General features: G+C 41.2%; 12 protein-coding genes. 8 read left to right on the forward strand and 4 right to left on the reverse strand.

The window, feature by feature from the left end; genetic code table 11:
* The first annotated feature begins 183 nt into the window (after window positions 1–183).
* The 4 genes from V7K38_RS01190 to V7K38_RS01205 all read left to right on the forward strand — a co-directional run bounded on the left by V7K38_RS01190 (window position 184) and on the right by V7K38_RS01205 (window position 4,343).
* On the forward strand, window positions 184–1,617 hold the full coding sequence (locus V7K38_RS01190) for a BCD family MFS transporter (RefSeq protein WP_334854889.1): 1,434 nt from the start codon (window positions 184–186) through the stop codon (window positions 1,615–1,617).
* Window positions 1,618–1,658: 41 nt separating this feature from the next.
* Window positions 1,659–2,465, forward strand: coding sequence for an inositol monophosphatase family protein (locus V7K38_RS01195; RefSeq protein WP_334854891.1), 807 nt, complete (start codon window positions 1,659–1,661; stop codon window positions 2,463–2,465).
* 216 nt (window positions 2,466–2,681) lie between these two features.
* Entirely contained in the window at window positions 2,682–3,254 is a 573-nt protein-coding gene (locus V7K38_RS01200; protein WP_334854892.1) for a hypothetical protein, read from the forward strand.
* Between the two features lie 135 nt (window positions 3,255–3,389).
* On the forward strand, window positions 3,390–4,343 hold the full coding sequence (locus V7K38_RS01205; protein ID WP_334854894.1) for an MDR/zinc-dependent alcohol dehydrogenase-like family protein: 954 nt from the start codon (window positions 3,390–3,392) through the stop codon (window positions 4,341–4,343).
* Window positions 4,344–4,466: 123 nt separating this feature from the next.
* On the opposite strand, the gene V7K38_RS01210 is transcribed toward V7K38_RS01205, so the two are convergent.
* The 4 genes from V7K38_RS01210 to petP all read right to left on the reverse strand — a co-directional run bounded on the left by V7K38_RS01210 (window position 4,467) and on the right by petP (window position 7,465).
* A complete protein-coding gene (locus V7K38_RS01210; RefSeq protein WP_334854895.1) occupies window positions 4,467–4,754 on the reverse strand; it encodes a hypothetical protein in 288 nt (95 codons plus the stop codon).
* 106 nt (window positions 4,755–4,860) lie between these two features.
* Window positions 4,861–5,907 (reverse strand): chlorophyll synthase ChlG, encoded by a 1,047-nt coding sequence (gene chlG / locus V7K38_RS01215; protein WP_334854896.1) that lies wholly within the window; start codon window positions 5,905–5,907, stop codon window positions 4,861–4,863.
* 145 nt (window positions 5,908–6,052) lie between these two features.
* Window positions 6,053–7,153, reverse strand: a complete 1,101-nt coding sequence (locus tag V7K38_RS01220) for a Get3/ArsA fold putative tail anchor-mediating ATPase NosAFP (protein ID WP_334854897.1) — start codon at window positions 7,151–7,153, stop codon at window positions 6,053–6,055.
* A 120-nt stretch (window positions 7,154–7,273) separates the two neighbouring features.
* Window positions 7,274–7,465: a cytochrome b6f subunit PetP gene (gene petP, locus V7K38_RS01225; RefSeq protein ID WP_334854898.1), complete on the reverse strand. Its 192-nt coding sequence runs from the start codon at window positions 7,463–7,465 to the stop codon at window positions 7,274–7,276.
* A gap of 178 nt (window positions 7,466–7,643) precedes the next feature.
* Here petP and V7K38_RS01230 point away from each other — a divergent pair, with 178 nt between their 5' ends.
* The 4 genes from V7K38_RS01230 to V7K38_RS01250 all read left to right on the forward strand — a co-directional run.
* Window positions 7,644–8,414 (forward strand): Uma2 family endonuclease, encoded by a 771-nt coding sequence (locus V7K38_RS01230; RefSeq protein WP_334854903.1) that lies wholly within the window; start codon window positions 7,644–7,646, stop codon window positions 8,412–8,414.
* 788 nt (window positions 8,415–9,202) lie between these two features.
* Complete coding sequence (locus V7K38_RS01240) at window positions 9,203–10,009, forward strand: ABC transporter permease (RefSeq protein WP_334854899.1); 807 nt, start codon at window positions 9,203–9,205, stop codon at window positions 10,007–10,009.
* On the forward strand, window positions 10,010–10,777 hold the full coding sequence (locus V7K38_RS01245; protein WP_334854900.1) for an ABC transporter ATP-binding protein: 768 nt from the start codon (window positions 10,010–10,012) through the stop codon (window positions 10,775–10,777).
* A gap of 281 nt (window positions 10,778–11,058) precedes the next feature.
* Window positions 11,059–12,005 (forward strand): sulfotransferase family protein (locus tag V7K38_RS01250; protein ID WP_334854901.1); only part of this gene is annotated, 947 nt, incomplete at its 3' end.

A 12,005-nucleotide genomic window follows, 5' to 3' on the forward strand; every position in this document is an offset into this window, starting at 1 on the left:
ACAACCAAGCCATAAAGATTAATCCTAACTTGGCTGAAGCTTCTGCTAATTGGGGAGTATAGCTGCTTGCTAAATAACTGCAATCGCAACTTCCACTTTTCGTTCGCTGATTTTGAGCGGGTAGGGTTTATCTTTATTTAAATAAGAGAGATTAAATCCAATAAACCATACAAAAAAGTAACTATGGCAAGCGGTGAAGTATTTGATACCCAAAAAAAATCCATATCTGTGCCAAGGGTAAACCTGCTAACCATGTTCCGGCTGGGTTTATTTCAAATGGGGTTGAGCATGATGTCTATTTTGACTTTGGGCGTACTCAACAGAGTCATGATTCAAGAAATAGCAATTCCGGCGACGCTGGTATCAGTAGTTCTAGCACTGCCTTTATTTGTTGCTCCTTCCCGTGTCTGGTTTGGCCAGATTTCCGATGCCAAGCCGTTATGGGGATACCACCGCACAGCTTATGTTTGGGTAGGTGCGGCAATATTTGCGATCGCAGCCTTTTTAGCTATACAAGTAATATGGCAACTCAATCTTGCCGCAAGCAGTGCAGGTGGTTGGACATGGACAACTCAAACAATCGGCTGGACGGCAGTTTTAGCTTTAGTTTTTACTATCTACGGTCTAGGAATCTCTGCTAGCGGTACTGCCTTTGCTGCTTTGTTGGTGGATATATCTGAAGAAGATAACCGTTCTAAAGTAGTTGGTGTGGTTTGGTCGATGCTAATGGTGGGGATTATTATTGGGGCAATTATCAGTGCCAGTTTGCTGAAACAGTTAACGCCAGAAGCAACCTTAGAAACCTTACAGGCATCTATCACCAGGCTATTTACTATCGTCCCAGCAATTGTATTTGGTTTAGCGATCGCAGCGACATTGGGCGTAGAAAAAAAGTACTCTCAATACTCAACCCGTTCTACACTGGTGAACCGAGAAGACAGCATTACTTTAGGCAATGCTTGGAAAATCTTGACAGCTAGCCCACAAACAGGTATATTTTTCACCTTTTTATTGGTGATGACTATCAGTTTGTTTATGCAAGACCCGATTTTAGAACCTTATGCGGGTCAAGTGTTTAAGATGCCCCTAGCCGAAAGTACCAAATTAAATGTTTTTTATGGAACTGGTTTACTGATTGCCTACGGAATTACTGGCTTTTATATTGTCCCGCGTTTGGGTAAGCGCAGAACTGCACGTCTAGGCTGTATGTTAGTAGCATTCTGTGCAATATTGCTAGGTATATCAGGATTCACAGCTAATGCAGCAGTTCTCAAACTAGCTTTGGTATTGTTCGGTTTAGCTACGGGGTTTTTAACTACAGCAGCAATTAGCTTAATGTTGGATCTCACCGCAGCAGAAGCCGCAGGTACATTTATTGGGGCATGGGGATTAGCGCAGTCCCTTTCTAGAGGAATAGCGGTGGTAATCGGAGGTACAGTCTTGGATATTGGACGCAAGTTTCTACCAAGCCTAGAACTAGCTTATGGACTGGTATTTGTTCTAGAAGCCGTGGGAATGGTGCTGTCGATTTGGTTTCTGAATCGGGTGAACATTACAGAATTTCAAACAAGTACAAAGCTTGCAATCGCTTCAGTTTTAGAAAGCGATTTAGACTAAACTGTATAGGGCATTGGGCATGGGCAAATGATAAATGACAAATGAATGATTTTTGGATAACAATTCTTGATTTTGCCCAAACTACCACTACCAGAGTGGGCAAACAGCTAATGCAAGATTTTGGGAAAGTACAGGCTGACCAAAAAGCTGATGGGAGTTTGGTGACGCAAGCAGATAAATGGGCAGATCAGGAAATTCGGGATGCGATCGCTTCGACTTTCTCTGGTTACGGGATTTTGAGCGAAGAGAGCGATCAATCATTTCCCGGTACTGAGTGGTGCTGGGTAATCGATCCTCTTGATGGTACAACCAACTTCACACGCGGCATTCCCATCTGGACAATATCTCTAGGTTTACTGTATCGAGGCACGCCCATTTTTGGGTATGTTTACGCACCAACCTTAAATCAAGCTTTTCATGGTTTTTGGCCAGGTTCATCTGGTTTAGCAACGCCAATAGGAGCATTTCTCAACCTCCACCCCATCCATACCAGTGTTGATAGTCCCAGCAACAATCACTTTTTTAACCTCTGTTCTCGCAGCACCGCAGTTATCCAAAAGGGCTTTCCCTGTAAAATTCGGATGTTGGGTGTTGCTAGCTATAACTTCTTGACGGTTGCGACTGGGGCAACATTGGGTGGTATTGAAGCGACACCAAAAGTTTGGGACATAGCCGGGGCTTGGGTAATTGTCCAGGCTGCTGGTGGGGTATGGTTATCGCTGAAGTCAGAACCATTTCCGTTGTCATCGGGAGAAGATTATAGCGATCGCTCTTTTCCCACCCTTGTAGCTAGTCGTCCCGAATTAGTTCCCGTATTTCAACCTTTTCTCGAAGGTGTAAAAATTTAATCCGCCGCTCTCGCATCTGAAAGCATTGATTTTGTCAACTAAAGTAGTAAGCGGCGACATCTTCGACATCAAAGTTAATAAAGCCCTGGTCAGAAAGAGAATTGAGTATAAATAAAATCGGTAATAATCCTGATTGAAGTGTAAAACTAGCGTAGTGACTAATTTAAGTACCGTTGTGGCTTCCATCACACTGCTTAACTTAGTATAAATAATTTTATGTTATCTAATCTAGATTTAATTCGAGAGTTTGTGCAAAACTCCATCCAGAAAAAAGAAGTTTTATTGTCAAATCCCGCTTTGACAGCGCAAACAGTGTATAAAACCAACCAACTGACTGCTAAATCTGAAGGCGTGATTGCCACCGTCCAACTATCTAACACACTATCTGAATTCTCAATTTCTCCAAAATCATCCCAGTGGGAATTGATAAATCAGGTATTAGCAGAATCAAGTTATCTCCTTAAAGGAGAAGTTGATAGTCGGGGTTTCTATCAATATCAATACTACGAAGTTCCCAAAGGCTATGAGATGCACTGTACTAAATCTGTACTTCTATGGCGAGCTTGGTGGAAGTATCGCAAGTATACTTCAAGACTAGGAATTCCCTTAGAACTTCTGATCAGGAGACGGGATTCATGGTATCCCATCCGAGATTTAATCATTAGCGATGGACTTCTTTATATCAAAACTTTAGGAAGCGAGATAGCACTTGATTCACAAGACTTGGTTACTTGGTTAAGCAAAATTAATGTAACTAAAACTAAAGAAATACCTAGTACAGAGACTTAACAATTCAAAATTCAAAATTCAAAATTAAATGTGGATATGGGCGTACAGATATAAGCCAATAGAGTCGGTTTATTATTTTATCAAGATTTTTGAAAGTAGTAGTCACAACATATTAAGTAAAGGACGTGAAGCAAAATGAAAGGACTTTGGCTCGAAAATAACCAGTTGCAGCTACGTACAGATATTCCCATTCCTGAACCACCAGCAGGAGAAGCTTTGGTGCGCGTCTTGCGTGCGGGTATCTGTAACACTGACTTGGAACTACTTAGAGGCTACTATCCCTACACTGGTATTTTGGGACATGAATTTGTTGGCGTGGTTGAAAAAGGGCCAGAACACTTACTTAACCAACGTGTAGTTGGAGAAATCAATGCTGTGTGTGGGCATTGTCGGTTTTGTCTCAGTGGACAACCAACTCACTGTGAAAATCGCACAGTTCTGGGTATTGTGAATCGGAATGGAGCCTTTAGTGAATATCTTTGTTTGCCAGTAGATAACTTACATTTAGTACCTGAGAATGTGCCAACAGAAGTAGCAACATTTACCGAACCGATCGCAGCAGCTTTGGAAATTCAGCAGCAAGTGTCATTGCGTCCAAACGATCGCGTGTTAGTGGTTGGAGATGGCAAATTAGGGCAGTTAGTAGCCCAGACACTAGCGCTAACTGGCTGTGAACTTTTAGCTGTAGGGCGGCATCAAGAGAAACTTGCCAACTTAGAGGCCCGGGGGATTAAAACTGGTTTAGCTGATGCTGTCAAAGATGGATATTTCGATATCTCAGTAGAATGTACAGGCAACCCAGAAGGATTTGCGATCGCCCGCCGCGCCCTCTGTCCTCGTGGTACGCTTGTCCTTAAAAGTACTTATGCTGGCAACCTCAGCTTAGATGTTTCCTCGTTAGTAGTAGATGAAATCACCCTTATAGGCTCCCGTTGTGGCCCCTTTGCCCCAGCCCTCAAGCTCCTAGCTACAGGACAAGTTGATGTACAACCCCTAATTCATGCTACCTACCCCCTCATTGAAGGGCTTGCAGCTTTTGAACATGCCCAGAGTCGCGGTGTTTTAAAAATATTGTTAGAGATTAGTTAATGGGTATTGGGTATTGGGCATTGGGCAATAGTTAGTAGTCAGTAATTAATCTTCCTTATCCCCCTCGTCCCCCTCGTCCCCCTCATCCCCAGTCCCTAGTCCCCAATCCCCAGTCCCTAGTCCCTAATACAGATAAGGATTCGTCTTTGCTTGATAGTCAAGACAATTGATCGCTTCTTCTGTATTGGCAATAGATGGGCGCACAGTACATTTAAGACGGTAATTGTCGGTAAAATATTGGCAACCAGTACAGGGGATTTGATGCATTTGCTTGGCTGTAGTCACACTATCTCGCGCCGCCGTCCAGAGACTCAAAACGGCGAGAATAGTTACAGTCCAAGCAACAACAAAGCAAATTGGGACTAATAAAGGTTGAATCCCACGAAGAAGAAGAGATATCACTTCTAACACAGTATTTCCTGATACAAATTAGGAATTAGAATTATATTAACTCCTAACCGGAGGCGGAGCGTCTCCGGTTCCGCTCCTAATTCCTAACTTCTGACTATAGAAGTATTTAAATGCCAGCATGACCTAGCGCTAAACCTGTTACCAACATTCCGAGAACAAGGAATGGTTGGGCGCTTGCTTGGTACTTAACATCATTTTTCACAGGGTCGCGCAAGAAATACATATCTTGCAAGGTGATTTGTGGGATGATTAATAGCACTAGGATTGCTGCATACAAATTCTCATGGATGCTGACAAGATAAGTTGCAATAAATCCTTGAAATACATCAATTGTCACTACACAAATCCATGCCGCAGTGGTGATGCCAAACATTACAGGTAGTGAATTTAATCCTAACTGGCGATCGCCTTCTACACTCTTAAAATCATTGACAATGGCAATGCCCAATCCAGCCAAGCTGTAGAACATTGTCAAAATTATAATTGTAGAATTGAGTTCGCCAAATAAAGCGTGTCCTGTAGACCAAGGTAAGGTGATATAGCTTGCACCCAAGGCGTAACTACCTAGCCAGCCGTTTTGCTTGAGTTTCAGAGGAGGTGCAGAATAAATGTAGGCAATGAAAGAACCGATAATTGCGATCGCTGTAATTGTCGGAAATTCATGACCAGACCACACATCTAGCACAAATGCTAAAGCATTACCAGCAATCAGCAATACCCAAATCTGAATAATTACCTGGGGTAAGGGAATTGCCCCAGAGGGAATCGGACGATAGGGTTCATTGATGGCATCGATTTCGCGATCGTAGTAATCATTGAGGATTTGGGTGTAACCTGTCATCAATGGCCCAGCCAACAGCATACAGGTTAATACTTTCAACACATTTTCCAGTGTCCAAGTATAGTTACCCGAAGAAGCCGCACCACAGACTACGCCCCAAATTAGGGGAATCCAGGTAATGGGCTTCATTAACTGCAAACGAATTTTCCAAATTGAAGTTTCCCCAGCAGCTGCACCTTTCATCCCTAGCAGCTGCCTAGCTTTAGCATTGCGATCGCTCGTTGCTATTGCTTGCTCACTGGGATTAATTACTACTGAGTCTGTAGCCTCAGTTGGGTTAGGCTCTGGGTTAATGGGAGTTGATTCTGACATAATTTTTACTGATTAATTGGGAATTGGGAATTGGGAATTGGGCATTGGGCATTGGGAATTAGGCATTGGCGATTAACTTTTCACCATTCCTTACTCCCTATTTCCCATGCCCCATCCCCTATGCCCCATGCCCATACCTAATAACTTAAAACGAAATTATCAAATAATTATTCTGAAACTTTGCTCCAACAACGGATCTGCCACTCAAAGATGGGGGTAGGGGAATATTCCGGCGCTGGTCTCCTGCTTCTACAGTGACTTCTGGCCCATATTGGGTCAGTTTGACTTGCTTTTTGTCAAAACCTGGCAAGAATAAGCGTACTTGACGATTGTGGATGTCTATTTCAATTGGTTTAGGAGCCTGTAAAGCTTCTGCTTCAAAGTTGGGTAGTGCGTCTATCAGTGTTTGCCAGTCACCTGTGGGGGAGTCGGGAACGACGCTCACAGGTAGGGGGATAAATTCCTCTGACAGATTGACATTTGTCTCAGGAGACACAAGAAGAACACCACCGACTGTTAAACCAATTTGTTGAGCGCTACCCCACAAATAACGAGCATTTGCTACCTCAATGGGATCTCCTGTGGTCACTAAGAAAGCAGCGAGACGTTTAGGATCGGCAAGTGCGGCTCTCCCTTTTTCCAAGAAATTATTCACTTGGTTAGTAGGCCCTGCAAAGTTATCTGCTGTCCAGTTGATATTGAAAAAGCTGCTAATTAGCGGTTGAATTAAGGGCGATTCAGTAATCGTCTTCCCCAAATCGGAGTTGACAAACAATTGCCGAAATCGTCTGATATACCAACTGAGAGATTCTGGCAAACCTAACATTCGCAACATTAAAGAGTCACCCGTGCCATCGTAGACGATCGCATCATATTTGCCACTGGCATCATATTCGCGGATAGCATTGAGGGCTAGGGCGTTGTCCATCCCTGGTAATACTACCAGTTCTTGACCAAAAACGTCTTTGAAAATGGGCGTGCGGAGGTATTGCGCTTCAAGTTTTTTTACTTCGTCCCAGTTGCGCTCAAGCAGTACAGATGCTTTAAACTGTACCGCCTGTAACTTGGGAGCGATCTCTTGAGGATCGGCAGCAATGGGAGTACCCAACAGGATTGATAATGTTGGTTCTGCTTGTCCTGCTAAAAGTACGCGCTTGCCTTGACTTGCCAATAATTTGGCGGCGGCGATCGCAATTTTGGTACGAGCGGTGCCGCCTTTGCCCAAAAATGTCAATATTAGAGCCATTACTTGATTCCTATTTTCACCGCCGATCTTTTCAACTCCAACTTAGCACTCAATAAAGATTCTCAGCCTGTGTTTGAGATATCAGATGCCAAGAAAAACCCGGTTCTGAGTTCTTTCCAACTACACAGGTTTGATTTCATCTTCAAAAAACCAAGTGGAAGTATTGTCTTCAAACAGCACAACGACACCGATTCCAGCACCATCGGTAACTTTGTAGCCTTGGATGGTACCCACTTGCCCTAGTTTTTTTACAACAGGGGCAGAAACGCGATCGCGCAAGCGAAAGACTTTAACCTTTTGTCCGATTTCCATGCCTGATTACAATGCAACAAACCTTCGTCTCAGTGTAGCGGAATCCGTGACTCAGCTTTCACAAATTTAGAGAATGGGGACTGGGGACTAGGAAATAAATTTTTCCCAATCCCTAATGACAAATAACAAATGACAAAAAGCTTAAAATTAAATCAACAATCAAACAGGTACAACGATGGTGTTGGTCACAGCGCAACAGCTAGAACAGCAGATGCCCGATGCAACTCAGTTGTTAAGTGATGAGCCGGAGATGGAAACTTCATTGCACTATATGCAGCTACTGCTGCTAGTAACTTCCCTTGAGTGGCTATGGCGTGACTGTAATGATTTCTTTATAGGTGCGAATCTAACAATTTATTTTAGCCGTCAGCAGTTGCGAAATCGAGATTTTCGAGGCCCAGACTTTTTTTTGGTCAAAGACACCGAAAAGCGATCGCGTAATTCCTGGGTAGTCTGGGAAGAAGATGGTCGTTATCCAGATTTGATTATTGAATTACTTTCTGAAAGTACGGCTGATATTGACCGGAATTTGAAGAAAAATCTCTATGAAAATCGATTTCACACACCAGAATATTTTTGGTTTTCGCCGGAGAATTTGGAATTTGCGGGTTTTGAGTTGGTAGGCAACAAGTATCAGGAAATTACCCCAAATGCCCAAGGATGGCGTTGGAGCGATGTGCTTAGGCTCTATTTAGGCGTAGAAGAAGGTAAATTACGCTACTTTACACCCGATGGTGATTTAGTCCCAACACCAGAGGAAGCTGCTATTGTGGCGCAACAGGTGGCTATTATAGCCCAGCAACAAGCATCAGAAGCGCAGCAACAAGCATCAGAAGCCCAGCAACAGGTATCAGAAGCACAATTGCAGTTAGAACAAGAACGGCTGCGATCGCAACGCCTGGCTGAATATTTGCGATCGGTAGGAGTTAATCCAGATAGCTTGAGTTAAGCAACTAAGGTAGAGTCATGTATCAAACAGATCCACCCCGTCCGCCACAAGAAACAATGCCTGGTATAACTCAGAGGGTTGGGTGCCGACATCAAAAGAAAAAGCTGAACAAGAACGCCAACGCGCTGATCGATTGGCAGAATATTTGCGATCGCAGGGAGTTGATCCAGATAGTTTGAGTTAGGTAATTAAAGTAGCGCCTAAATCATCAAATAATGTAAACATCCTCACACAAATGATATTTGACTTTTAAAGATTTTTATGATATAAAAAACCTGCTGATTTGCAGCAGAGAGTTTTAGGAACCAATTAATAAATTAACTGGTCTTCCAAGAGGAAGATGCGGTTAAGAGTAGAAAAATGGTAATTGGTAATGTGCTTAACAATGCTTTTTAAAGTAAAGTTCTTCATAGTAGGCTGATGCAGTAAAGTAAGCTCTTATAAGATAAGTGGGTCAAATTAAATATAAAACCTCACCCTGCCTCCGGCTTCCCTCTCCTTAGTAAGGCTACGGTGTACACACATCTCTGTACAAACCCAAAATCGTTGGAGATCCCCCTAAATCCCCCGATAAATTGGGGGACTTTAAGAGACTTTTGCCCCCCAATTTATCGGGGGGTTGGGGAAATCAAAAGGCTCTGGGGCAACTCTAGAAGACTTGTGTATACACCGTAGCCTTGGTAAGGAGAGGAATTGAGGGTGAGGTTTGATATTATATTTAATTACGCCTACCTACTTAGTATAAAAATCGCAAATAACTTGCCTGTGGTGTGTGGTAGTTTTTAACAATGAGAATTTCGCTTAAAGACAATTCAACTTGGTTGCAAGTGCAGCGCTACTGGGAATTGCTGCACGTTTTGGTAGCACGAAATCTCAAAGTGCGTTATCGAGGTTCGATTCTGGGGGTTTATTGGTCGCTATTCAACCCGTTGATGATGACGGGGCTGTACACAGCAATTTTCGGCGCTACTTTTGCTTCCTATTACGGTAACTCAATATTAAACTACGTATTGGCAGCCTTTACGGGACTGGTAGTGATCAATTTTTTCTCAGCTTCTACCTCTCAGGCGTTGACTAGCGTAGTCGGTAATGGTTCACTATTAAATAAAATTAGTCTGCCAGTCAGCGTTTTTCCTTTATCAATGATTTGTGCAAACATATTTCAGTTTTCAGTAGGGACATTTCCCTTACTGGCATTAATGACTTTCATTAATTCCAAGAGTTTAGTCAATGTATTGGCACTCCTATTTCCCTTTCTGTCCTTAATTTTAGTTTCTACAGGAATAGGTTTTTTAGTCAGTTCTTTATACGTATTTTTTAGAGACTTGCCTTATTTTTATGAGTTAGTCGTGTTTGTAATTTGGCTCAGTAGTCCGATATTTTATCCAGCAGCTATTGTCCCACCGCAGGTAAGGCAGTTTTTAGGTCTTAATCCGTTATCACCAATTATTGAAAGTCTTCGTCAGATTACATTATCAGGTTCTCTGCCAGATTTAGGTTTAATTTGGGGTTCTTTGCTCAGTGGGGTAATTATTTTAGCCTTGGGATGGACTTGTTTTCACTTGTGGCGACATCAATTCATGGATTTGCTGTAAATGGAAGTAATTCGCCTAGATAATGTTTCGCTATTGCGACGGACACAAGAGGAGTTTTCTTATGACCTTAAGAAAACTATGCTATCTGTTTTAGAGGGGAAATATCGTCAACCAGTAAAAAAGTTAGTGCTGGATAAAATTGATTTCGTCGTTAAAAAAGGCGAAAAGATTGGTATTATTGGTGCGAATGGCTCCGGTAAATCCACTCTTCTAAAAGTAATTTCTGGAATCTTGCAACCTACCAGTGGAACAGTACGGGTACGAGGCAAAATTGCTCCTTTGATTGAATTAGGAGCAGGTTTTGATTCGGAAATTTCTGTAATTGATAATATTATCCTATATGGTGTACTACTGGGATATTCTATATCGGAAATGAAAAATAGAGCAGCTTCAATTTTGGAGTTTGCAGAATTGCAAGATTATGCTTTAGTCCCAGTCAAGGGATTATCTTCAGGTATGGTGGCAAGGTTAGGTTTTTCTATTGCAACAGATGTGCAGCCTGATATCCTAATTCTAGATGAGGTTTTATCTGTAGGGGATGAGAGTTTTAAGAACAAGTGTAAGCAGCGAATTGAAAAATTGTGGGATGAAAATGTGACTATTTTAGTAGTATCTCATGATTTAAAATTTCTCGAAGATTCTTGCCAACAATCTATATGGTTAGATAAAGGTAAAATCCAATTAACTGGGAGTGCAGGCGATGTTGTAAATAAATACCTAAAGTTTGTAGCTCAGAAAGAGGTAAATGTAAATAATGAATTCTTATAAGAGAAGCTTATATGTATTGTGTTTTTAGATGAATGCATCATAAAAAATGCAAAACTATATCATAGAGGCTTATTCTGATAAAATATCAAAATTGACAGAGATTACTGCACCATCTAAATCCTCTGTATGCCCTGATATAATACTCAAAACTTATGAGAAAAGATGTCAATCAATCAGTAGAAAGAATAATATAATATTTAATTTAAATCCCTGTAGAATGTGCAACTTATTCATATCAATAAGATATCGTTTATTGTTCGCTAAATAAGAAAGGTAAAGTTGTGATAAGCCAAGATAACAAATCTTCAATTTTCATAATTGCTGGAATGCATCGTTCTGGCACTTCGCTTACTGCATCGTTGATGGAAAGTGCGGGAGTAAATATAGGTGAAAGATTAATGGGTGCAGCTTATAGTAACCCAAAAGGCCATTTTGAAAACTTAGACTTCGTAGGTTTTCACGAACATGCTCTACGTTCTCAAGGTATTAGTCAGGAAGGATGGACAGTACAGAAGGATATGGAGATACCACACCAATTGTTTGATAAAGCAAAACTAATTATCGCCGACAATGCAAAAGATAATTACTGGGGATGGAAAGATCCACGCACTACCCTTTTCTTAGATTTTTGGAAAAATTTACTACCGCAAGCATATTTTATCTTTACATATAGATCGCCTTGGGAAGTTATTAATTCTTTATATCGTCGGGGAGATGAAATATTTTATAACAATCCTAAATACGCCTTACAAATCTGGATGCACTATAACAAAATCATCCTAGATTTTCATCATCAGTTTCCAGATAAATGCATTTTATTAAATACTGATACTGTAATTGCAGATCATACTGTTATATCAAAATTATGTGTAAATAAATTTGGTATTAAAATTAAAGATCCTAATGAAGGTATTGCAGATAAATCATTAATGAATAGTTTAGCATCGAACGCTCACAGACAGATGCTAATTAAAAGGTTTTTTCCAGAAGCAGTAGAACTATATAATAATTTAAACGATCAAGCTGATTTAAAATGTCAGTCAGTTCATCTAGATCCATTAGAAGTTGATATTTATTTTAGAGACTGGGTTCTTCAAGATTGGCTTGATATTTACAAAATTAAAAAAGATTCACAAACAGAATTAGAGCGATCGCAGTCTACTCTACTACACACTCAAACAGAATTAGAGCGATCGCAGTCTACTCTACTACACACTCAAACAGAATT

Origin of the sequence: Nostoc sp., from assembly GCF_036917465.1 — a bacterium.
In the GTDB taxonomy this organism is placed as follows: Bacteria; Cyanobacteriota; Cyanobacteriia; order Cyanobacteriales; family Nostocaceae; genus Nostoc.

Coding starts and splice junctions, on each gene's coding strand:
- V7K38_RS01240 (WP_334854899.1), top strand. CDS start 9,203: ATGAGAATTTCGCTTAAAGACAATTCAACTTGGTTGCAAGTGCAGCGC.
- V7K38_RS01195 (WP_334854891.1), top strand. CDS start 1,659: ATGAATGATTTTTGGATAACAATTCTTGATTTTGCCCAAACTACCACT.
- V7K38_RS01220 (WP_334854897.1), bottom strand. CDS start 7,153: ATGGCTCTAATATTGACATTTTTGGGCAAAGGCGGCACCGCTCGTACC.
- V7K38_RS01205 (WP_334854894.1), top strand. CDS start 3,390: ATGAAAGGACTTTGGCTCGAAAATAACCAGTTGCAGCTACGTACAGAT.
- chlG (WP_334854896.1), bottom strand. CDS start 5,907: ATGTCAGAATCAACTCCCATTAACCCAGAGCCTAACCCAACTGAGGCT.
- V7K38_RS01190 (WP_334854889.1), top strand. CDS start 184: ATGGCAAGCGGTGAAGTATTTGATACCCAAAAAAAATCCATATCTGTG.
- petP (WP_334854898.1), bottom strand. CDS start 7,465: ATGGAAATCGGACAAAAGGTTAAAGTCTTTCGCTTGCGCGATCGCGTT.
- V7K38_RS01245 (WP_334854900.1), top strand. CDS start 10,010: ATGGAAGTAATTCGCCTAGATAATGTTTCGCTATTGCGACGGACACAA.
- V7K38_RS01200 (WP_334854892.1), top strand. CDS start 2,682: ATGTTATCTAATCTAGATTTAATTCGAGAGTTTGTGCAAAACTCCATC.